We start from the raw sequence: 19,988 nt of genomic DNA, 5'->3' as shown, positions 1-19,988 counted from the left end.
GGATATCGTATCGTTAGTTTGAAGGATCAATACGTGCTATTCCGCGGGGGAATGAAGGGAGCAGCCATTGTGAGCGGGGAGAATGCGTTAGAAAAGACGAACCGAATCAATGAGTTGTACGATTTCTACGGACCTTTGTTAACCGATAAGCAACAGACGTTCTTGAAATGTTATTTTCACGATGATTATACGTTGGGTGAAATCGCCGCGGATTTTCAGATTAGCAGGCAGGCGGTTTACGAGCATATCAAACGGGCCGAGCAAGTGTTGGAGGAATACGAATCCAAGCTGAGGCTCGTCGAGCGCCACGGCAAGCTGCACGCGGGCATCGATCTGCTGGAGTCGCGGATCGCCGGATTGCCCCAAGAGTGGCGTCAATCGCTCTCGGAGATCGCCGCTAGGCTGCGAAGCGCGGAATGAGGTTTGAAACGACCCAACAACAGGAATAGATGAAGTAAAAAACCGTTCCGAAGGAGGGATGGGAATATGGCATTCGAAGGATTATCAACCCGGCTGCAGAACGTGTTCGGCAAGCTGAAGGGCAGAGGCAAAGTATCGGAGGACGACGTTAACGAAGCGATGCGCGAGGTGCGCTTGGCCTTGCTGGAGGCGGACGTTAACTTCAAGGTCGTCAAAGATTTCATCGCCAAGGTGAAGGAACGCGCCACGGGACAAGAAGTGGTGAAGAGCTTTACTCCCGCGATGGTCATCATCGACATCGTAAACAAAGAATTAACCGAGTTGATGGGCGGCACGCAGGAGAAGCTTGCAAAAGCGAACAAACCTCCTACGGTTATTCTAATGGCCGGTTTGCAAGGGGCGGGTAAAACGACGCTGACGGGCAAGCTTGCGAAGCTGCTGCAATCCCAGAACCATAAGCCGCTATTAATCGCGGGCGATATTTATCGTCCTGCCGCGATTAAGCAGCTAGAGGTGCTCGGAGGCCAGATCGGAGTGCCGGTATTTACGCTCGGGGATAAAGTCAGCCCGGTCGAAATCGCCAAGCAAGGCGTCCAATTGGCCAAAGACCAAGGAAACGATTACGTCCTGATCGATACGGCCGGCCGTCTCCAGATCGACGCCGAGCTTATGCAAGAGATCAAAGACATTCATTCCGCAGTTAATCCCGACGAGGTGTTGCTCGTCGTCGACGCGATGACCGGTCAAGAAGCGGTTAACGTGGCTCAAAGCTTCCACGAGCAATTGGCGCTTACGGGAGTCGTGCTGACGAAGCTGGACGGCGATACCCGGGGCGGGGCGGCGTTATCGGTTAAAGCCGTAACCGGTTGCCCGATTAAATTCGCCTCTACCGGCGAGAAAATCGATCAGCTGGAAGCTTTCCATCCGGACCGCATGGCTTCGCGGATCCTCGGCATGGGCGACATGCTGTCGCTGATCGAGAAAGCGCAGACGAACATGGATGCGGAGAAGGCAAAGGAAATGGAGCGCAAGATGCGCACCGCCGATTTTACTTTCGACGACTTTCTTGAGCAGATGGAGCAGGTTCGCAAGATGGGGCCGCTCGATCAGTTGCTGGATATGATGCCCGGCATGAACAAGCTGAAAGGCAATCCGAATTTCAAAATCGACGAGAAGCAAATCGCCCGCACCGAAGCGATCGCCAAGTCGATGACGAAGGCGGAGAAGAAAAAACCGGATATCATCAACTACAGCCGCCGGAAGAGAATCGCCGCGGGAAGCGGCACGACGATCGCCGACGTCAATCGTTTGCTGAAGCAATTCGAAGATATGAAAAAAATGATGAAGCAATTCTCCGGCATGATGGGCCCCAAAGGTCCGAAGGGCGGTCTCAAAGGCCTGAAAAACATGTTCGGGGGAAAAAATATGAAGTTTCCTTTCTAACGATTCCGTTAGTCCGAATTTTTGTCAAGGAGGTGAAAGTCAATGTCAGTTCGCATTCGTTTGAAACGGATCGGTGCTCATAAAGCTCCGTTCTATCGCGTAGTGGTTTCGGATTCCCGTTCCCCGCGCGATGGACGTTTTATTGAAGAAATCGGCGTGTACAATCCGGTTGCTCAACCAGCCCAAGTACAAATCGATGAGGAAAAAGCTTTGAAATGGCTGCAAAACGGCGCGCAAGCGTCCGATACCGTTCGCAACCTTCTGAGCAAAGCCGGTGTCTTGAAGAAATTCCACGAATCCAAGCTCCAGAAGTAATCGTCTAAATACCGGAGGGCTGAGCCATGGAACAATTGATTCGGGTTATTGCCCGAGCGTTGGTGGATCATCCGGAAGACGTGCAAATTCAGGTCAAGGAAGACGCGAGAGGCCTGGTGTACGAGCTTTCCGTTCATCCCGACGATGTCGGCAAAGTAATCGGCAAGCAGGGACGTATCGCTAAGGCGTTGCGTACAGTAGTCTCTTCCGCTGCGGTTAAGGAGCGGAAGCGCGTCATCGTGGACATTATCTCGGAATAATTGGCAGAAGGGCCGTACCGTGCGAGAGCATGGTGCGGCCTTTTGTATAACATAGGCAATGGTAAATCATTCATCTAGCGTTTGCGAATATCGGCTTCGGTGCTATATGATAGGTACTGAAGTTTTTTTGATGGGTTTACGAACAACTTCTGCAGATTCGAAGGGAGTTTATTCCATGTCCGATGAGCGTTTGCTCAATATAGGCAAAATCGTGAATACGCACGGCATTAAGGGAGAACTGAAAATATACCCGCAAACGGACTTCCCTGAAGTCAGATTTCAGCCCGGAAGCAAGCTGTTGATGGTGCCTCCCGAGTCCGGCGAGCCGATTGCCATTGAAATTGCGGCCGCGCGGGAACAAAAGACGATGTATGTCGTTAAGATCAAAGGTTTCGACAACATCAATCAAGTTGAGAAATATAAGGGCTGGGAGCTTAAAGTAACCGAAAGCGAACGAGTGCCGCTATCCGAAGGCGAGTATTACTTCCGGGACATCATCGGCTGCGAGGTCATTACCGAGGAAGGCGAGACGCTAGGCACGGTTAAGGATATTTTATCGCCGGGCGCGAACGACGTATGGGTCGTCAAGATGGCCAAGGGCAAAGAACTGTTGCTTCCGGTCATTGACGACGTCGTATTGGATGTGGACGTAGCCGGTCGCAAGATTAAAGTGCATCTCATGGAAGGGCTGCTCTAAAGATGCGTATCGATGTATTAACGTTATTTCCGGAAATGTTCACGGGCGTGTTCGGGTCGAGCATATTGGGCAAAGCCCAGGATAAAGGGATCGTCTCGTTAAATACGGTTAATTTTCGCGACTTTGCTAACAATAAACATAATACTGTCGACGATACCCCTTACGGCGGCGGAGGAGGAATGGTGCTGAAGGCGGAGCCGATCTTCGGCGCGGTCGAGCATCTGCTCGGCCGGCAGGAGGAAGCTAATGCGCCATTTCCGTCCCGCAAGCCTCGGATCATTCTCATGTGTCCTCAAGGGAAGCCGTTCACCCAGGAAATCGCGCAGCATCTTTCCGATGAATCGCATTTGATATTTATTTGCGGCCACTACGAAGGCTATGACGAGCGAATAAGGGAATACTTGGTGACGGACGAGCTGTCCGTCGGGGACTACGTGCTTACGGGAGGGGAACTTCCCGCAATGGTCGTCGTCGATGCGGTCGTTCGGCTGCTGCCCGGCGTTCTCGGGAACGAACAGTCGGCCGTAACCGATTCCTTCAGCGACGGTTTGCTGGAATATCCGCATTACACAAGACCCGCCGAGTTTCGTGGCTGGAAAGTACCCGATACGTTGTTGTCCGGCCATCACGCGGAAATCGTGAAATGGCGGCGCAAACAATCTTTGGAACGTACGCTCGTAAGGAGACCGGAGCTGCTCGAGCAGGCCGAGCTGACTGCGGAAGAGCGCAAATGGCTGGCGTCCTTAGCATCCGAGCGGGAACAATAGACAAAAGTCGCGAAGAAATAGTTGTAATATCATCGCGGATATGATAGAATTTCAAATGTTGTTTTGTCTTTGTTCTTTCAATGGGACGGGACAAACGAATCGTACGAGTAGGACGGTCCTCTGCACGCCATGATCCGAATGAGAACATCCGGGGAGCGGGGTACGAACGTCTGTTATGGAAGGAGTGAACACTCAATGAGCAACCTTATTCAAGCGATCACGCAAGAGCAATTGCGCAAGGACGTACCAAGCTTCCGTCCAGGCGATACGCTTAAAGTACACGTGAAAGTCGTCGAGGGTTCCCGTGAGCGCGTACAGCTGTTCGAAGGCGTTGTTATTAAACGTCGCGGCGGCGGAATCAGCGAAACATTCACGGTTCGTAAAATTTCTTACGGCGTTGGCGTAGAACGTGCTTTTCCGGTACATTCCCCGCGCATCGAGAAAATCGAAGTGGCTCGCCGCGGTAAAGTTCGCCGCGCGAAACTGTATTACCTGCGCAACCTGCGCGGTAAAGCAGCACGGATCAAAGAAATTCGATAATGAGCGTCAGAGGAGGGCTTGGCAAAGTTCAAGCTCTCCTTTTTGCATTTTCTATAAGAAAGCAGAGGCGATTGCGAATGGAAAATCATCAAAACCCTAAACCAAACGAATCAGCCGAGCGAGAAGCAACCTCTGCCTCCGGTGAACAGGACGTTCGCGATGAACGGCAAGAGCTGACCCAAGGCTCGGAGAACGGTGCTCCAGGTACTAGACGATCGGACAAGTCCAGAAAATCGCGCGCGGGGAACGAATTGACGGAATGGATTAAGGCGCTTGCTATCGCGGGTATTCTCGTTTTCGTTATTCGGTGGTTTCTTGTCAGCCCATTCATCGTCGACGGCCAATCAATGGAACCGAACTTCTGGGATCGCGAGCGGATTATCGTAAACAAAATCATATACGATATACGCGAACCGAAGCACGGAGAAGTCATCGTATTCCACGTTCCGAGTGAAGGAAGAGATTTCATCAAACGGGTGATCGGAGTTCCGGGAGATAAGGTCAAAGTCGAAGGCGATCAAGTATACATAAACGGGCAACAGGTGGACGAGACTTATTTGAAGGGAGCTTACGACAAAGCTCATGCGCAAGGCGTATTATATAACAAGCAGGACGACGAGCGCGCCAACTTCCCGAACAACGAGTTTCCGGACGACGTAGTGCCTGAAGGTTCCGTATTCGTAATGGGCGACAATCGCTCTAACAGCGAGGACAGCCGGATGATCGGCTACGTATCGATGAAAGAGATCGTGGGCCGTGCCGATTTGGTTTTCTGGCCGCTCAAGGATTTCAGCTTAGTTAAGCATTAACAATAGCGAGGGGAGCTTCCCCTCGCGTTGTTGTCTGTAAGAGAGGTGAAGCAATTGACGATACAATGGTTTCCGGGCCATATGACCCGGGCTAAGCGGCAAATCGAGGAAAAGCTTAAGTTAATCGACGTCGTCTTCGAACTGCTCGACGCCAGAATTCCGCAGTCGAGCCGAAATCCGATGGTGGATGAAATAACCGGAACGAAACCCCGCCTCGTGCTGCTCAATAAAGCGGATTTGGCAGACGCCGAACAGACGGCCGAGTGGAGCCGCTATTTCCGTTCCAAGGGGCTAGCGACTCATGCGATCGACGCCAACGCAGGCGCGGGAGTAAAAGATCTGGCAAACAAAGCCAAGGAGTTGCTTCAGGAAAAAATTCAGCGGCAAATCAACAAAGGCATGAAGCCTCGTCCGATCCGCGCGCTTATTATCGGAATTCCGAACGTCGGCAAATCGACGTTGATCAATCGGTTAGCCGGCCGGAACATCGCCGTTACGGGCGACCGTCCGGGCGTGACGAAGGGTCAACAGTGGATTCGGTTCGGAGGAGAACTGGAGTTGCTCGATACGCCGGGCATTCTGTGGCCGAAATTCGACGATCCCGTCGCGGGGTTCCGCTTGGCGGCGACAGGAGCGATCAAGGAAGACGTGCTTCATCTCGACGAAGTCGCTTGCTTCGTTCTGAAGGTGCTCGTCGAAAGCTACGGGTCGGCGTTGAAAGATCGATACGGGCTAGAGGGGCTTCCTTCCGAATTGCCCGACATGCAGGCGGCGATCGACGTATTGGAGAGCATCGGCAAACGTCGGGGCTGCATCGTAAGCGGCGGACATGTCGATTACGAGAAGACGGCCACTTTGCTGCTAAGGGATCTTCGGTCCGGCAAGCTAGGCCGTATGACTTTGGAAAGTCCCGAATTCACGGACTGAACCGGATCGTTGAGTTTTTTATGGCTGCTCCCAGGCGATTCCTATCGCCGCGGGGCAGCTTTTTGTTTTGCGATCCGCTTAAATATGATAAATTACGTATAAATCCTTAAAGGGCGGAGGAGGCGAGGAGATGAACGGAACGGCGAACGATTCGAAAGCTCCTGTTATTCTTCTGATCGACGGGGAATGCAATATGTGCCATGGAATTTCCCGGTTTGTCATCCGTAGGGATCCGAAGGCCAAGTTTCGATTTGCGTCGCTCCAATCGAATACGGGACAACGCATGCTGCAAGAGGGAGGCTTGTCCGCTTCCGATTTGGATACGGTCGTCATGGTCGATAACGGCCGATACGACACGAAATCGACTGCGGCCCTGCGTTTATTCCGGAAGCTGGGCGGAGCATGGGCGTTATTATACATAGGGATAATCGTTCCGAAAGCTATTCGCGACCGGGTATACGATATGATCGCGAGACGGCGGTATCGTTGGTTCGGCCGTAACGAAAGCTGCTTGATTCCAACGGCTGACGTTCGGAAACGGTTTATAGAAGACTAGCGGAATGAATGGGATTCGGGAGGCATTAAGCAAGATGAGCGAAATCAATCGTTTGGCTTACGAAAGCGAGTTATGGTCGCAAGGGGTAACTATGATCGCCGGCGTCGACGAGGTAGGGCGCGGATGCCTGTTCGGGGATGTCGTGGCGGCAGCGGTAATCTTGCCGGTCGGACTAGTGCTCGAGGAAGTGAACGACTCGAAGCAGATCAGCGAGAAGAAGCGGGACAGGCTATACGAGCAAATTACCGAGGAGGCGATCGCATGGTCGGTATCGAGGGTCGAAGCTTCCGTTATCGATTCCATCAACATCCGGCAAGCGTCGAGGCTGGCGATGAAGCAAGCGGTGCAAGGGCTTGGCGTCCCGGCACAATATTTGTTAGTCGATGCGGAATCCGTGGATTTGAAGATGGCGCAGACGGCAATCATTAAAGGCGATAGTCTAAGCCAATCGATAGCCGCCGCATCGATCGTCGCCAAGGTGACCCGAGATCGCCTATGCACGGAGGTATGGGATTCCTTGTATCCCGGATACGGCATTGCCGTACACAAAGGCTACGGGACGAAGGTTCATCGGGAAGCGTTGCTTGAACTGGGTCCGACGCCTATGCATCGGAGAAGCTTCCTTAAAAACATGTTCGTAGAGCAGCAGGAATTGTTCTGATTCTACTGGGTTCAACTAACGATTCAACGAGAGCGAGATAAAAACCGATACATAAGGTAGAGGAAAAGTTCACGGAAATGCAGGTATCTGCGCCAAGCGAACAGGTTGAAAGGAAGATGCGGCATGAGCATGAACATCGGCCCGATGCTTCGGGCGTTAATGGGAGAAGCGCAGCCGACGGATAGCCGCGCGTTGGAGCTAAGGATCGGCCAGATCGTAAGAGGCGTGCTCATAGAGATGTTGGAAAACCAAGAAGCGATGGTTAATATTAACGGCGTTCAAGTAAGAGCCAAGCTCGACGCGGAAATGGCCGCGGGAAAAAACACGCTGTTGCAAGTTCAGCCGGGCGGGGCCGGAGGATTAGTGACGCTTAAGCCTTTGACGGACATGACCGAAGCGATGCCCGAAGAAGGGTTGAAGGATGTCTTAAAGACTTTCGGCCTGCCGGAGCAGAAATGGGCGATGGAGCTTCTTCGCGGGCTGAAACGCGACGGATTTCCGATCGGCAAGGAAACGGCGGCGTTCTTCCATAATGCCGCGGCAATGAAGCCTTCCGGCGTTGACGCGTCTACTTGGGCGAGCGCATCGGACGTCGCGTTTCGACGTGGCTTAACGCCGACGGAGACGACGTTGTCCTCTTTGCGGCAAGCGCTGTTCGGACAACCGATTCATGATGAACTGGCGAATCTTCGGACGGCCATAGACAGTTGGTTGGGCGGCGCGAAGGCGCCCTCCGCCGATGCCGCGGTACTCGGACAGAAGTTGCAAAGCTTGCTCGCTCAAGGAGCGGCGCTAATCGCCGAAGGAGAGGCCCAACTGGCGGGAGAGGAAGCGCTGAACAAAGCCGGCGCCACCAAGGGAGCGGAAACGGGAAGCGCGCAAGCGGCCAACCTAGCGAAGGAAGCGACGGGGCCGAAGCTTGCGGGAGATCTGGGGAAAGCCGTCTCGGATGCGGCGACGGCAAGGGGAGACGTAGCGAGAGCAGGTAACTTGCAGCCGACGGGGACGCCTGCGCAACCGGCTTCGGCTCAGGCACAGGCGGCGCAAGCCGGTACGGCGGGAGCGAGAGCGGTACCGCCGGAAGCGTCGCGCACGGCAGCTTGGCCGCCGGAGCCTGCGCGTCCGGCGGCCGAGGGCAATGCGGCGGCGGCAGGCTCGGCCGCTGACGGCCGCCGCGCCTCGGGGCAGGCTGACGGCGCGCAGCCGTCAGCCCCGAAACCGGAAGCGGCGTGGATAGGCCGCTTCCTGCAATGGCTCGGCGTCGGGCATGAGCGCCAGCTCCTGCACGCCCCCGCCGAGCCGCGGTTGCCCGGCGGGGACGCCGGGCCGGTTGCGGGCGCAGCCGCAGCGCTGGTGCCCGGGGAGGCGGATTCCGCCTCCGGGGGCAAGAGGCGCGGCCCGCCACGGAGACGCTCAAGGGCGCGTTGCTCGCCCTTGCGGCGCACGATGACGTGCCTCCCGCGCTGCGGGAGGCGGCGCAGACGCTGGCCAACCAGGTGACCGGCCAGCAGCTGTTGCTAACCTCCGGACCGGAGCGCAACAGCCCCGTTCAGCCATATGACGCTGTTCGTGCCGATGAGAGCGCCGACGGAGACACGACGGCTACCGTCCACGTCCAGACGAGACGCAGCCGTCGCGGCGAATGGGATACCGACAATTGCCATCTGCTGTTCGATTTGCGAATGAGGAACATCGGAGACACGATCGTGGACGTCCAAGTCGTGGACCGCATCGTCTCGTTGAAGCTGCTCAGCGATTTTCCGGGGATGACGGCTTTGATAGAGCAAGCTCGCGAAGAGCTGTCATCGGGCATGTCGAAAGCGGGCTTCCAGCTGCTTTCGTTGTCTGCGTCCCCACTTCCGGCATGGAAGATCGGATCCGCAGCTTCGGCTCTTCCGACGACAGGCGCGGACAAAACCGCAATCGCAAGCGCCTATTCCGCTAAACCGTATAAGGGAGTCGACTACAAAGCATGAAGCAAGAAGATTCCCACAAACGCCATGTGCCTAAGAAAGCAGTAGCGCTTAAGTACGAACCTGAGCGGGGTTCGGCCCCTACCGTCATTGCGAAAGGGCAAGGGGTCATAGCGGACGAAATCATGCGCCGGGCTCAGGAGAACGGCGTTCCGTTGCAGGAAGATTCGTCTCTCGTGGAAGTGCTGTCCAAGCTGGACCTGAACCAAGAAATTCCTCCCGAGCTCTATACGCTTGTCGCGGAAGTGCTCAGCTTCGTCTATCGGTCGGATCGCCGTGCCGGTCAGAATGCGAAGGGGAAAGGCAATAAGCCAATTTTGCCATAAGGAGTCATACGCCCATGGGACAATCTCCATCACCCTCATCTACGGCCAAGGATCGGAGAGTCGCGGTCGGCAAAGCCGGAGAAGACGCCGCAGCTCATCACTTACAGCAATCCGGCTACCTCGTGGAGGGGCGTAACTGGCGATGTCGATCCGGCGAGCTTGATCTAATCGCGCGCGACGGAGAGACGCTGGTGTTCGTGGAAGTGAGGTCGCGGTCCAATCCGAGCCGGTTCGGCACGGCCGTCGAGGCGGTAACGCCCCGCAAATGCAGGCAAGTCCGCGAACTAGCGACGATTTACTTAAAACAACGTAAAGACGATGCAATCCTGTCTGTTCGTTTCGACGTCGTAGCGGTTACCTTCGGCAAGGATGGGGGCCTAGTGGAGGTCAAGCATCTTCAAGGCGCCTTCTGAGCGAATGTTTCCGATTTAAAGCCCCCTATTATAGGAGGCTTTTTTTGGTTTTTTTATCGTCGCAAGAGGAAAATGGGTAAATGTTGAAACGCAGGGAGCGTCCGCCACGTAACCCATTATGTACGCTTGAATGAAAACAAGGGAGGCAAAAATTGAAATGGAACTCGTAAAAATTCCGAAAAGACCGAAAAATCCGCTAGATTTGCCGCCGGGCTTGCTCAAAAAAATCGGCTTCGGCATCGCGGCGCTATTCGTCGTTCTGATCGGCTATTCTTCCTTTTACACCGTGCAGGAGCAGGAAAGGGCAGCGATTCTGACGTTCGGCAAATACACGGGGGAGTCGTCGGCAGGGCTCCATTTCAAATGGCCCTATCCGATTCAACAGGTTATCATCGTGCCGGCGGAGCTTACTCAGCGTATTTACATCGGATATCGCCAAGACGGAGACGTAATCACGCCCGTGGAGGAAGAGGCGATGATGATTACCGGCGACGAGAATATCGTATCCGCGGACGCGGTCGTCCAGTGGAAAATAAGCAATATTCAACAATACTTATACAACATCGATAATCCCGAGCAATTTTTGCGCAATGCCGCCAGTTCGTCCATTCGTTCCGTCATCGGATCCGAGAAGCTGGATTACGCGATAACGGACGGAAAGACGGAGATTCAAGACAAGGTTCGGGAAAAGCTTTTGGAGCTTCAAGGGAAGTACCAGACCGGGATGCAGATCATCGACATTAAGTTCCAGGATATAGAACCGCCGAGCGGTCAAGTGGAGGAAGCGTTCCGCGAGGTCACTAACGCGCGCGAGGAGAAAAACACGAAAATCAACAACGCGGTCAAATACGAGAACGACAAAATTCCGAAAGCGCGCGGCGAAGCCCAAGCTCAGCTAGAAAACGCCGAAGCGGTCAAGAAGTCCCGCATCCTGAATGCGCAAGGGGATGTCGCTCAATTTAACGCTATTTACGAGGAATACGCGAAGAGCAAAGGCGTGACCGAAAGCCGTTTGATCGTGGAGACGCTGGAAAAAATATTGCCGAAGGCGAAAATTTTCATCTCCGATTCCAATAGCGATACCGTCAAATATTTGCCGATTAACGAGCTTCTTCGCAACCCAAGCTCGGCCGGCGGCGCAACAGGTACCGCGGGATCGCAACAGGGAGGGACGGCGAAATGAATAAAAAGTTGATCGCTTGGATCGTCGGTATTATAGCCGCCATCATTCTCGTCGCGGGATCTTTGTTTATCGTCAAGGAAGGCGAGTACAAAGTCGTGCTTAAGTTCGGCGAAGCGGTACGGGTCGAAGAAAGCCCGGGATTGTATTTCAAAATTCCATTTATCGAGAGCGTGTCCAAGCTGCCGAAATACCAGATGACCTACGAGAGCAATCCGACTACGATTCTGACGAAAGATAAAAAGCCGATTATCGTCGATAACTATACGGTATGGAGGATCAAGAGCCCGCAAAGCTTCCTGAGAACCGTCCAAACCGTAGGCGGAGGAATCCAACGGATCGACGAAGCGGTATACAACTCCGTCCGTCGCAAGCTTTCCGAAGTTAATTATGATAATATAATCAGTGAGAACACCGAGCGAGCAACATTAACGACGATATCACGAAAGACGTTGCGGACGCGATTCTACGGGATAATTACGGAATCGAGATTATTGACGTTCGAATTAAACGCACCGACTTGCCGGAAGGAAACAAGCAAAGCGTCTATAACCGGATGATCTCGGACCGCCAATCCATCGCCGCACGCTACTTGTCCGAAGGAGACGAGGAATCCCGGAAAATTACTTCGAAAGCCGACCGTACGGCCACGGAGCTGCTCGCGCAGGCGGAAGCGGATGCCAAGAAAATCGTGGCGCAAGGAGAACAGGAAGCCGCGAAAATCTACAATGAAGCTTACGGCAAGGATCCGGAATTTTACAACTTCTACCGAACGCTGCAAAGCTATGTCAAGACGCTGGAGAACGAGCCGGTCATTATGCTGCCGATCGATTCGCCGTACGCTCGCATTTTACTTGGAAAATAATACGCCAGAGAGGATGGGCCTCTCACTAATTGCAAAAGGGTGAACGATTCTGACTACTAACTTACCGGTACCAATAGAGCAGTTCAAGAAATTCAAGGATGAAATCACCCGGTTCATGATGATGTACAAATTCGCGTTGGATTCTCTGGAAACGAAAATCGAAATTCTGAAGGAAGAGTTTCAATTCCTGCACGATTATAATCCGATCGAGCATACGAAATCCCGCTTGAAATCGCCGGAGAGCATTTTGAACAAAATCTACCGGAAGCGCTGCGACTTATCCTTCGCAAGCATTAGGGATAAGATTAAAGATATCGCCGGGCTGCGCATTACTTGTTCGTTCGTCACCGATATTTACCGGATAAGCGAGATGCTTCAGAACCAAAGCGATCTTACGATCGTGGAGACGAAGGATTACATCCAGTTTCCGAAGCCTAACGGCTATCAGAGCCTGCATCTGATCGTCGAAGTGCCGGTGTATATGTCGGATAGGCAGGAAAAAGTATGCGTAGAAGTACAGATTCGCACGATCGCGATGGACTTCTGGGCGAGTCTGGAGCATAAGATTTTCTACAAGTACAAGGAGGCCGTTCCCCCAAGGCTTCTGCAAGAGTTGAAGGAAGCGGCGGACTCGGCGGCAGCATTGGATAAGCAAATGGAAAGGCTGCACGACGAGATAGCGGAAATCAAAGAAAATCAAGAGAATAGCGCTGGCGCCAAGGCGAAGCGGATTATCATCAACGATCAGGAGTACCAAATTCCTGCCGCGTTAATGGAAATGATCGATATCGGGCAAGGAAACGACTAGTTTCCTTGCTTTTCTTTTGTTTGCGGAGAAGAGGATGTTCCATCAAGATCCGCTATGACGGAATGAAGGATCCGCGTCTCGTTGTTCAAGATAAGCTTGACCAGGCTTGAAGACTCGGCAATCAAATCCAGGGCTCCCGTTAAACCGTATTTAAGCGCTTTCTTTCTTAAGGCGAAAGAGTCTTTGACGATTTGATCGTAAGAGCGAGCCAACTCGTCGCGTATGAATCCCTTTTCCTTCAGGTAATGCAATCGATGATGCATGAGCGTCTTATGGTCGTTGAATACGTGAATCAAGCGAAAATCCGGTATTTTCGAGCCCTCTTTCACTTGTTCGAGCTCGGCCAGAATATAGTCGTAAACCGCGATTCCGTAGGCTTCGACGGTCGTCGTAAGCCAGTTGCGCTCTTTGATCGGCGTAAACTCGGCGTTCAAATAATCGGACAAATACAGCCGGATCAAGTTCGTATCCAAACGATAATCAGCGTCGGAGCGGTAGCTGAACAATTCGATGCCATGAAGGTGGTCCTGCTCGGGAAACAGATGATAAAACGATTGCTCCAGCTGGACGTAAGGGATTTCAAACGTGCCGTATTTGTTGATTCCGCCTGCCGCGATATGAAAATCTTCCAAGTAAAAAACTTGATCTCTGTCATTAAAACCGATGATTAAAGGGTCATGGGGCAACTTTCGGTAAGATAAAAAGGATAAGCGGATAAATAAAAGGCATCGAGGAATAGGTAAATATATTGCCCTTCTATTATTTTTTGCTTTAGGAAAGGAACGACCCCGCCGCAAGAATCGACAATGCTTCTCGGCGCTCTGGACACGCTAAGCCAAGGGCAGGCATCCTCGGGAGCCGTCTCGAAGGAATAGTTCAGAAGCAGCTTGTTCCCGTTCAATTCCTTGATAAGCTCAAGCTGGATATAGTTCGAGAAGATCCACTCGGCGCTGTTCGAATTCCCGGCGATTACGGACAGAATATGCGAATGATTAGACCAAGACGTAATGAATGGCTGGCTCACCGGCAAAATCATGGAGTCCGTATAATTTCCCCCCTTTTTTTAACAACTCTTATGCAACCGTTCAATATGATGTATTCTCCATTATTATCCATTTTCCTGTTTCCGTGCACGGGTTAAATCCCTTTATCTAATTTTCTTTCTGGTCCAAGCACCGGTAGCTGATCGCTTCGGCTACGTCTTCCGAACCAATCTGCTCTCTATCGGCAAGGTCCGCGATCGTGCGGGACATCTTCAGAATTCGGTCATGCGCGCGAAAGCTTAGGCCGAGCCGCTCGTATACGTGATGGAGCAGCATCTCGGCATCGGAGGATAGTTTCGCGTATTTTTTCAACAAAGGTCCTTGCAGCTGGCTGTTCCATTGAAATCCGTGAGATGCATAACGAGCTTTTTGCCGTTTGGCAACTTGGATCACGATCTCTCTTGCCTGCGTGGAAGTCATGCGATCGCCATCCGAAGGCTTGACCGTTTGGCGGGGCAGCTCGACCTGCAGGTCCAGTCTGTCCGCAAGCGGACCCGACATGCGGGCGCGATATCTCGCTATCGCCGTAGGAGTGCATGTACACGGACGATCATCCACGGAACATCCATAATACCCGCACGGACAGGGTTCATCGATGCGGCTAACATGAATCGGGCAGGGAACTGACAAACTCCCCGCGCTCTCCCGATCGTGACTTCACGATCTTCTAGAGGTTGACGCAAAGCCTCTAAGCAAACACGTGAAAACTCGGGCATTTCGTCCAAAAATAAGATGCCATGATGGGCAAGCGTGACTTCTCCGGGTTTCGGTATGGAACCTCCTCCGATTAATCCTGCGGACGAGATCGTATGATGAGGCGCCCTAAAGGGGCGTTTACGGAATAGCCCGGAGGGAGAGTTGCCTAGTTTACCGCATACGCTGAATATTTTCGTAACGGCCAATGCTTCTTCGTCGTCCAGCTGAGGCATGAGCGTGGGCAATCTCCGGCAGAGCATCGTTTTTCCCGTACCGGGCGGCCCGACGAAGAGCAGGTTATGCATTCCGCTAGCGGCGATAAGGAGCGCGCGTTTTCCTTGGTCTTGGCCGATGACGTCGGATAAGTCCAGTTCTTGGTCATTCGGATCCGTTTTTAATCGCGATAGATTCAAGCGGTTGAGCTCTTTTATGCCGAATCCGTTTGCATTCCCGATTGAAAGACCATTTTCCCTCCCATCGTCGATAAAACCGTGAATCCACTCGGACAGGGAAGAAATTCCGAACACTTCGATTCCGGGAAGGAGAGAAGCCTCGGCGACGGCCGTGTGGGGTACGACAATTCTCCGAATGCCGGCACCGCGGGCCAATTCGGTCATCGGAAGCACTCCCGGGACATTCCTAACCGTTCCGTTCAAGGAAAGCTCCCCGATGAACAAAGTATCCTCCAGCAGGCTAGTATCAACCTGTCCGCTTGCGCATAAAATGCCCGCGGCGATGGCCAGATCGAACGCGCTGCCTTCCTTGCGCAGATCGGCCGGCGCGAGATTGATCGTGATCCGGTCCATCGGGAACTTCATGCCGCCGTTCTGTATCGCCGCTCTCACCCGTTCGACGGATTCCCGTACCGCCGAATCCGGCAAGCCGACGACCGACACCTGCGGCAACCCCGAGCATATATTCACTTCGACCTCGATAAACCGTCCTTCCACGCCGAATACGCTTGCGCTCATGATTTTGACGTACACAAAAAAACACCTTCCTCCGTCTGAGATTAAATGACGGGAAAGGTGCTTCCTCTCCGAATATTTCTGTTAATGCAAGAATACAATTGCCGCTCAAGGCTGTCAACTATATGGAATAAACAGATAGAGGTTTAAGGTGGAGTAATTAACGATGGTTTCCGTTACCGCGTGAGGTGGGGGGCGCTTGGAGCACATGTAACATGGTCTAATACGACCAAAACGATAACGATCACAAGTAAATCATTCGCTTGTGAACCGTACTTTCCGGGATTGTCCTTTAACTCTTAAGTATAGTGTTGAAAATTGTAGAATATCAGTCTTACAATTCCTAATATTTCCTCTTATGATTGATTCATTACATATGAGGAGGATTTACATTGAAGGTAAAAATTATTGTTTTATTTTTAAGTTTTACACTATTACTCAGCCTTACCGTACCTTTGTCATCGGTAAGTGCATACACGGGTGGTTTATTAGAAAATAAACCAGTGCACTATGGTATGGGTAAAGATTCGAGTGCAGGGACAACAACTCTGATTACTGATAATGATGAAAGTACATCGTTTACTTTACATGCACAAAACGCAAGCTTACCAACCGTATATGATAATGCATTTTACAATTTTTCAGTTCCTCACCTTATTGGTTCGTATAGACTACTTACAGATGCACCCGGGCGACCAAATCTTACATTTCTTAATGCGTCTGGAGTTGTTATTAAGACGATTACACCTGTTACGGATGGTTCGTTACAATTTATTCAAACTGTCCCGGGAGTAAAGTCAGTCTACCTTTCAAATGGATTTAGTACAGCAACGAAAGTGTTTGAATTTGATGTTTTCGATGCTGTTAGCCCAGATGTACCCATACTTGCTGCAACAGAAGAAGTAAATCAGATCACGCTTTCGTGGAGTTCTATTACAAATGCAACTCACTATACAATCAAGAGATCCTTAACAAGTGGAGGTCCATACACAACAATAGCGAATAACATTATTGATCTAAATTTCGTTGACACTAATGTTATGAATGGAACGACTTATTATTATGTCATAACTGCAACTAGCCTTAATGGGGAGAGTCCCCTATCAAATGAAGTATCTGCTTCGCCTCTTATCCTTGGGCGCGCACTCCTCACCATAACCATGACGAACGGACTCGAAAAGGAATACGATCTATCCATGGCTGAGCTTCACGCCTTCATCTCGTGGTACGACGCCAAGGGCGGCGGCACAGGCCCTGCTAAGTACAAGTTCACTAAGACATGGAACAAAGGTCCGTTCAAAGCTCGTAGCGAATACGTCATCTTCGATAAGATTCTTGCGTTTGATGTGGATGAGTATGATGTAACTCCATAAGGAATTAGCTCGAGGGCTATGGCTCTCGGGCTTTTTTTGTTTTTCTCACGTAATTTTCCAGGCGATTCCATTATTATTTCTTTTTTTCTAGTAATTCAATAATGCGAGCCAATGCAAGGAAGAAGGATCCTATTAGAAATCCAGGAACCCAAACGAACATAGCTGCTTGGTATTGGAACTGCTGTGAAGGTTGATTGAAGACGCTTAACGTTGTATTTATATCATTTCCAACTTTGTATCCCCACATAGCCGTGCCTAAGAATACAAAGAAAGCAACGCCATTAAGAAATCCCACCATGTATAGCACCTCTCACGTTATCATTTTACATCATTTTACAACAAATCCAATAAACTGACGATATTAGATTTTCAAAGAAAGGGGAGATGTACTTTCCCCCTATGTGCAAGTCCATGAAGCGTTTATCTAGACAAATCAAGATGGAATTGCGTGTGTTAGTAGCTGAACGGTTTTAAAGTGCGACTTTGAAAAAATACATTCGCCGCTCAAGACTGTCAACTTAAAGGAATAATCCTTTCTTGAAATGCAAAAGCTATATGTGTTTGCCTTGTTTCCATATCGATTTGAGATGAAACCATTGCCAAATAAGACTAATAAATTGATGAAAAAGTGAGGAAGCGTGCAACGATTAGTGTTACAATGGTGAAGGTTTTGTTACATAAATTCGTTTGTGTGACAGCCGCAAGCGATGATCGCATCGCTAACAGGGAGTCACCTGTGACGGCTACGCACGGTGATCATATACCGATGCGATAGTCGCACTCGATATTAAAGCGCACAACGGGAGGATGCCAGGGTCATGAATATTCATGAGTATCAAGGCAAGGAAGTCTTGAGGCAGTATGGCGTTAACGTGCCGCGCGCAAAGTGGCGTTCACCGTCGACGAAGCCGTAAGCGCAGCAAAAGAACTCGGAAGCTCGGTTACTGTCGTTAAAGCCCAGATTCACGCGGGCGGACGCGGTAAAGCAGGCGGCGTTAAAATCGCCAAGAGCCTGGATGACGTAGCAAGCTACGCCAAAGAATTGCTCGGCAAAGTATTGGTCACTCACCAGACGGGACCGGAAGGCAAAGAAGTGAAACGTCTTCTGATCGAAGAAGGCTGCGACATCAAGAAAGAATATTACATCGGCGTCGTCGTCGACCGGGGAACCGGACGCGTCGTCATGATGGGTTCCGAAGAAGGCGGCATGGATATCGAAGAAGTCGCTGCCCACTCTCCTGAGAAAATCATCAAAGTCGTCGTCGATCCGGCGGTCGGCTTGCAAATGTTCCAAGCGCGCCAATTGGCGTACGATATCAAAATTCCGGGCGAACTGATCAACAAAGCGGTTAAGTTCATGCTCGCTTTGTACAAAGCGTTCGAAGACAAAGATTGCTCCATCGCGGAGATCAATCCGCTTGTCGTTACCGGTTCCGGTGACGTTATGGCTCTTGACGCGAAGTTGAACTTCGATTCCAACGCATTGTTCCGTCACAAGGACATCGTCGAGCTTCGCGACTTGGACGAAGAGGATGCCAAGGAAATTCAAGCTTCCAAATTCGATCTTTCCTATATTGCTCTAGACGGCAACATCGGCTGTATGGTTAATGGCGCTGGACTAGCTATGGCGACAATGGACATCATTAAATATTTCGGCGGATCACCGGCTAACTTCCTAGACGTTGGCGGCGGCGCGACGAAAGAGAAAGTAACCGAAGCGTTCAAGATCATTTTGTCCGATGCGAACGTCAAAGGGATTTTCGTTAACATTTTCGGCGGTATCATGAAGTGCGACATTATTGCCGAGGGCGTTGTCGCGGCTGCTCGCGAGCTTGGTCTCGACCGTCCGCTCGTCGTCCGTCTGGAAGGCACGAACGTAGCAAAAGGTAAAGAAATTTTGAACGGATCCGGCCTGAACATCGTGGCTGCGGATTCGATGTCCGACGGCGCGCAAAAAATCGTGTCGCTCGTGAAATGACTAGGGAGAACCTACCGGGGAGTGTGTAATCATGAGTATTTTGATCGATAAAAACACCAAGGTGATCACCCAAGGCATCACGGGCGCAACGGGAAATTTCCACGCCAAGGGTGCACTGGACTACGGTACGCAAATGGTCGGCGGCGTTACGCCGGGCAAAGGCGGCACGAACGTAGACTTCAACTTGGAAAACGGCACGACGGTTTCTTTGCCGGTATTCAATACGGTAGTCGAAGCTGTAAACGCAACGGGCGCGACGGCATCCGTAATCTACGTTGCTCCTCCTTTCGCGGCCGACGCGATCATGGAAGCGGTAGACGCGGAGCTTGATCTTGTCATCTGTATCACGGAAGGAATTCCGGTACTGGACATGGTTAAAGTCATGCGTTTCATGGAAGGCAAGAAAACTCGCTTGATCGGACCGAACTGCCCGGGCGTCATTACGCCAGGGGAGATCAAAATCGGCATCATGCCGGGTTATATTCACAAAAAAGGCCACGTAGGCGTAGTTTCCCGTTCGGGAACTCTGACTTACGAAGCGGTTCATCAACTGACTTCGAGCGGCATCGGTCAATCGTCCGCCGTCGGAATCGGCGGAGATCCGGTTAAAGGCTCGGAGTTCATCGATATCCTTAAGCTGTTTAATGAGGATCCGGATACGTATGCCGTTATCATGATCGGCGAAATCGGCGGTACGGCGGAAGAAGAAGCGGCCGAGTGGGTAAAAGCGAACATGACTAAACCTGTCGTTGGCTTCATCGGCGGCGCAACTGCTCCAGCGGGCAAACGTATGGGACATGCCGGCGCGATCATTTCCGGAGGGAAAGGTACGGCAGCCGAGAAAATTTCTGTTCTTGAAGCATGCGGAATTCGCGTTGCTCCGACGCCTTCCGACATGGGCGCGACTCTTGTCGCCGTGCTCGAAGAAAAAGGTTTGCTGGAAAAATGCAAAGGTTAATGCTACAGTAAG

The 19,988-nt window shown here is 51.7% G+C and carries 25 protein-coding genes and 2 pseudogenes; 22 read left to right on the top strand and 5 right to left on the bottom strand.

The genetic code is table 11. The features are described 5' to 3' along the window. Positions 1 to 69: 69 nt before the first annotated feature. The 19 genes from ylxM to FPL14_RS02455 all read left to right on the top strand — a co-directional run bounded on the left by ylxM (position 70) and on the right by FPL14_RS02455 (position 12,960). A complete protein-coding gene (gene ylxM / locus FPL14_RS02540; RefSeq protein WP_182301560.1) occupies positions 70 to 420 on the top strand; it encodes a YlxM family DNA-binding protein in 351 nt (116 codons plus the stop codon). 66 nt (positions 421 to 486) lie between these two features. Further along, positions 487 to 1,863, top strand: coding sequence for a signal recognition particle protein (ffh, locus tag FPL14_RS02535; protein WP_182301559.1), 1,377 nt, complete (start codon positions 487 to 489; stop codon positions 1,861 to 1,863). Positions 1,864 to 1,905: 42 nt separating this feature from the next. After that, entirely contained in the window at positions 1,906 to 2,178 is a 273-nt protein-coding gene (rpsP, locus tag FPL14_RS02530) for a 30S ribosomal protein S16 (RefSeq protein ID WP_135152955.1), read from the top strand. Positions 2,179 to 2,204: 26 nt separating this feature from the next. After that, positions 2,205 to 2,438 (top strand): KH domain-containing protein, encoded by a 234-nt coding sequence (locus tag FPL14_RS02525; RefSeq protein WP_182301558.1) that lies wholly within the window; start codon positions 2,205 to 2,207, stop codon positions 2,436 to 2,438. Positions 2,439 to 2,613: 175 nt separating this feature from the next. Beyond that, positions 2,614 to 3,135 carry a ribosome maturation factor RimM gene (gene rimM, locus FPL14_RS02520; RefSeq protein WP_182301557.1) on the top strand — a complete coding sequence of 174 codons (522 nt, stop codon included), beginning with the start codon at positions 2,614 to 2,616 and terminating at the stop codon, positions 3,133 to 3,135. Between the two features lie 2 nt (positions 3,136 to 3,137). After that, on the top strand, positions 3,138 to 3,902 hold the full coding sequence (gene trmD, locus FPL14_RS02515) for a tRNA (guanosine(37)-N1)-methyltransferase TrmD (RefSeq protein WP_182301556.1): 765 nt from the start codon (positions 3,138 to 3,140) through the stop codon (positions 3,900 to 3,902). A gap of 195 nt (positions 3,903 to 4,097) precedes the next feature. Beyond that, positions 4,098 to 4,442 (top strand): 50S ribosomal protein L19, encoded by a 345-nt coding sequence (gene rplS / locus FPL14_RS02510; protein WP_182301555.1) that lies wholly within the window; start codon positions 4,098 to 4,100, stop codon positions 4,440 to 4,442. A gap of 77 nt (positions 4,443 to 4,519) precedes the next feature. Continuing rightward, positions 4,520 to 5,251 (top strand): signal peptidase I, encoded by a 732-nt coding sequence (gene lepB, locus FPL14_RS02505; protein WP_182301554.1) that lies wholly within the window; start codon positions 4,520 to 4,522, stop codon positions 5,249 to 5,251. 54 nt (positions 5,252 to 5,305) lie between these two features. Further along, positions 5,306 to 6,178: a ribosome biogenesis GTPase YlqF gene (ylqF, locus tag FPL14_RS02500; protein WP_182303816.1), complete on the top strand. Its 873-nt coding sequence runs from the start codon at positions 5,306 to 5,308 to the stop codon at positions 6,176 to 6,178. Between the two features lie 130 nt (positions 6,179 to 6,308). Beyond that, positions 6,309 to 6,734 carry a thiol-disulfide oxidoreductase DCC family protein gene (locus FPL14_RS02495; RefSeq protein ID WP_182301553.1) on the top strand — a complete coding sequence of 142 codons (426 nt, stop codon included), beginning with the start codon at positions 6,309 to 6,311 and terminating at the stop codon, positions 6,732 to 6,734. 34 nt (positions 6,735 to 6,768) lie between these two features. Then, the gene (locus tag FPL14_RS02490) at positions 6,769 to 7,395 is read left to right on the top strand and encodes a ribonuclease HII (RefSeq protein ID WP_182301552.1); all 627 of its coding nucleotides are present in this window, start codon (positions 6,769 to 6,771) and stop codon (positions 7,393 to 7,395) included. Between the two features lie 123 nt (positions 7,396 to 7,518). After that, complete coding sequence (locus FPL14_RS02485) at positions 7,519 to 8,895, top strand: hypothetical protein (protein WP_182301551.1); 1,377 nt, start codon at positions 7,519 to 7,521, stop codon at positions 8,893 to 8,895. Continuing rightward, positions 8,820 to 9,371, top strand: a complete 552-nt coding sequence (locus tag FPL14_RS02480) for a hypothetical protein (protein ID WP_182301550.1) — start codon at positions 8,820 to 8,822, stop codon at positions 9,369 to 9,371. Before FPL14_RS02485 ends, FPL14_RS02480 begins: the two co-directional genes overlap by 76 nt. Further along, positions 9,368 to 9,694 carry an EscU/YscU/HrcU family type III secretion system export apparatus switch protein gene (locus tag FPL14_RS02475; protein WP_182301549.1) on the top strand — a complete coding sequence of 109 codons (327 nt, stop codon included), beginning with the start codon at positions 9,368 to 9,370 and terminating at the stop codon, positions 9,692 to 9,694. The genes FPL14_RS02480 and FPL14_RS02475 overlap by 4 nt, the downstream gene beginning before the upstream one ends. A 14-nt stretch (positions 9,695 to 9,708) precedes the next feature. Next, entirely contained in the window at positions 9,709 to 10,107 is a 399-nt protein-coding gene (locus tag FPL14_RS02470) for a YraN family protein (protein WP_182301548.1), read from the top strand. Positions 10,108 to 10,264: 157 nt separating this feature from the next. Continuing rightward, positions 10,265 to 11,290, top strand: coding sequence for an FtsH protease activity modulator HflK (hflK, locus tag FPL14_RS02465; RefSeq protein ID WP_182301547.1), 1,026 nt, complete (start codon positions 10,265 to 10,267; stop codon positions 11,288 to 11,290). After that, entirely contained in the window at positions 11,287 to 11,847 is a 561-nt protein-coding gene (locus tag FPL14_RS29725) for an SPFH domain-containing protein (protein ID WP_229263750.1), read from the top strand. Before hflK ends, FPL14_RS29725 begins: the two co-directional genes overlap by 4 nt. Then, the gene (locus FPL14_RS29720) at positions 11,844 to 12,152 is read left to right on the top strand and encodes an SPFH domain-containing protein (protein ID WP_407644640.1); all 309 of its coding nucleotides are present in this window, start codon (positions 11,844 to 11,846) and stop codon (positions 12,150 to 12,152) included. Before FPL14_RS29725 ends, FPL14_RS29720 begins: the two co-directional genes overlap by 4 nt. Before the next feature lie 115 nt (positions 12,153 to 12,267). Next, on the top strand, positions 12,268 to 12,960 hold the full coding sequence (locus FPL14_RS02455; RefSeq protein WP_182301546.1) for a GTP pyrophosphokinase: 693 nt from the start codon (positions 12,268 to 12,270) through the stop codon (positions 12,958 to 12,960). Here the strand turns inward: FPL14_RS02455 and FPL14_RS02450 are convergent. The 4 genes and pseudogenes from FPL14_RS02450 to FPL14_RS02440 form a co-directional block, all read right to left on the bottom strand. Then, complete coding sequence (locus FPL14_RS02450; protein WP_182301545.1) at positions 12,957 to 13,592, bottom strand: hypothetical protein; 636 nt, start codon at positions 13,590 to 13,592, stop codon at positions 12,957 to 12,959. The genes FPL14_RS02455 and FPL14_RS02450 overlap by 4 nt on opposite strands. A 35-nt stretch (positions 13,593 to 13,627) precedes the next feature. Next, on the bottom strand, positions 13,628 to 13,996 hold the full coding sequence (locus FPL14_RS02445; RefSeq protein WP_182301544.1) for a hypothetical protein: 369 nt from the start codon (positions 13,994 to 13,996) through the stop codon (positions 13,628 to 13,630). Between the two features lie 115 nt (positions 13,997 to 14,111). Beyond that, positions 14,112 to 14,504 carry a magnesium chelatase subunit ChlI family protein gene (locus tag FPL14_RS30440; RefSeq protein ID WP_324617864.1) on the bottom strand — a complete coding sequence of 131 codons (393 nt, stop codon included), beginning with the start codon at positions 14,502 to 14,504 and terminating at the stop codon, positions 14,112 to 14,114. Positions 14,505 to 14,507: 3 nt separating this feature from the next. Beyond that, a pseudogene (locus FPL14_RS02440) lies at positions 14,508 to 15,670 on the bottom strand (YifB family Mg chelatase-like AAA ATPase); the annotation flags it as partial. Between the two features lie 389 nt (positions 15,671 to 16,059). Between FPL14_RS02440 and FPL14_RS02435 the strand changes: the two are divergent. Then, the gene (locus FPL14_RS02435) at positions 16,060 to 17,040 is read left to right on the top strand and encodes a fibronectin type III domain-containing protein (RefSeq protein ID WP_182301543.1); all 981 of its coding nucleotides are present in this window, start codon (positions 16,060 to 16,062) and stop codon (positions 17,038 to 17,040) included. 73 nt (positions 17,041 to 17,113) lie between these two features. Here FPL14_RS02435 and FPL14_RS02430 read toward each other — a convergent pair whose 3' ends face one another. Next, positions 17,114 to 17,338, bottom strand: coding sequence for a hypothetical protein (locus FPL14_RS02430; RefSeq protein WP_182301542.1), 225 nt, complete (start codon positions 17,336 to 17,338; stop codon positions 17,114 to 17,116). Between the two features lie 520 nt (positions 17,339 to 17,858). Here FPL14_RS02430 and sucC point away from each other — a divergent pair. Further along, positions 17,859 to 19,018 (top strand): annotated as a pseudogene (sucC, locus tag FPL14_RS02425) (ADP-forming succinate--CoA ligase subunit beta). 31 nt (positions 19,019 to 19,049) lie between these two features. Continuing rightward, complete coding sequence (gene sucD / locus FPL14_RS02420; RefSeq protein ID WP_182301541.1) at positions 19,050 to 19,976, top strand: succinate--CoA ligase subunit alpha; 927 nt, start codon at positions 19,050 to 19,052, stop codon at positions 19,974 to 19,976. The last annotated feature ends 12 nt before the right edge of the window (positions 19,977 to 19,988 follow it).

Source organism: Cohnella cholangitidis (assembly GCF_014107495.1).
Classification (GTDB): domain Bacteria; phylum Bacillota; class Bacilli; order Paenibacillales; family Paenibacillaceae; genus Cohnella; species Cohnella cholangitidis.
The sequence above is the reverse complement of the archived record's forward strand: the minus strand, read 5'-3'. Positions and strand labels throughout refer to the sequence as shown.

What these genes read in the sequence shown, in the direction of transcription:
- ffh (WP_182301559.1), top strand. Translation starts at nt 487, where the DNA reads ATGGCATTCGAAGGATTATCAACCCGGCTGCAGAACGTGTTCGGCAAG.
- rpsP (WP_135152955.1), top strand. Translation starts at nt 1,906, where the DNA reads ATGTCAGTTCGCATTCGTTTGAAACGGATCGGTGCTCATAAAGCTCCG.
- FPL14_RS02525 (WP_182301558.1), top strand. Translation starts at nt 2,205, where the DNA reads ATGGAACAATTGATTCGGGTTATTGCCCGAGCGTTGGTGGATCATCCG.
- rimM (WP_182301557.1), top strand. Translation starts at nt 2,614, where the DNA reads ATGTCCGATGAGCGTTTGCTCAATATAGGCAAAATCGTGAATACGCAC.
- trmD (WP_182301556.1), top strand. Translation starts at nt 3,138, where the DNA reads ATGCGTATCGATGTATTAACGTTATTTCCGGAAATGTTCACGGGCGTG.
- rplS (WP_182301555.1), top strand. Translation starts at nt 4,098, where the DNA reads ATGAGCAACCTTATTCAAGCGATCACGCAAGAGCAATTGCGCAAGGAC.
- lepB (WP_182301554.1), top strand. Translation starts at nt 4,520, where the DNA reads ATGGAAAATCATCAAAACCCTAAACCAAACGAATCAGCCGAGCGAGAA.
- FPL14_RS02495 (WP_182301553.1), top strand. Translation starts at nt 6,309, where the DNA reads ATGAACGGAACGGCGAACGATTCGAAAGCTCCTGTTATTCTTCTGATC.
- FPL14_RS02490 (WP_182301552.1), top strand. Translation starts at nt 6,769, where the DNA reads ATGAGCGAAATCAATCGTTTGGCTTACGAAAGCGAGTTATGGTCGCAA.
- FPL14_RS02485 (WP_182301551.1), top strand. Translation starts at nt 7,519, where the DNA reads ATGAGCATGAACATCGGCCCGATGCTTCGGGCGTTAATGGGAGAAGCG.
- FPL14_RS02475 (WP_182301549.1), top strand. Translation starts at nt 9,368, where the DNA reads ATGAAGCAAGAAGATTCCCACAAACGCCATGTGCCTAAGAAAGCAGTA.
- FPL14_RS02470 (WP_182301548.1), top strand. Translation starts at nt 9,709, where the DNA reads ATGGGACAATCTCCATCACCCTCATCTACGGCCAAGGATCGGAGAGTC.
- hflK (WP_182301547.1), top strand. Translation starts at nt 10,265, where the DNA reads ATGGAACTCGTAAAAATTCCGAAAAGACCGAAAAATCCGCTAGATTTG.
- FPL14_RS29725 (WP_229263750.1), top strand. Translation starts at nt 11,287, where the DNA reads ATGAATAAAAAGTTGATCGCTTGGATCGTCGGTATTATAGCCGCCATC.
- FPL14_RS29720 (WP_407644640.1), top strand. Translation starts at nt 11,844, where the DNA reads ATGATCTCGGACCGCCAATCCATCGCCGCACGCTACTTGTCCGAAGGA.
- FPL14_RS02455 (WP_182301546.1), top strand. Translation starts at nt 12,268, where the DNA reads ATGATGATGTACAAATTCGCGTTGGATTCTCTGGAAACGAAAATCGAA.
- FPL14_RS02445 (WP_182301544.1), bottom strand. Translation starts at nt 13,996, where the DNA reads ATGATTTTGCCGGTGAGCCAGCCATTCATTACGTCTTGGTCTAATCAT.
- FPL14_RS30440 (WP_324617864.1), bottom strand. Translation starts at nt 14,504, where the DNA reads ATGTCGGGTCCGCTTGCGGACAGACTGGACCTGCAGGTCGAGCTGCCC.
- FPL14_RS02430 (WP_182301542.1), bottom strand. Translation starts at nt 17,338, where the DNA reads ATGGTGGGATTTCTTAATGGCGTTGCTTTCTTTGTATTCTTAGGCACG.
- sucD (WP_182301541.1), top strand. Translation starts at nt 19,050, where the DNA reads ATGAGTATTTTGATCGATAAAAACACCAAGGTGATCACCCAAGGCATC.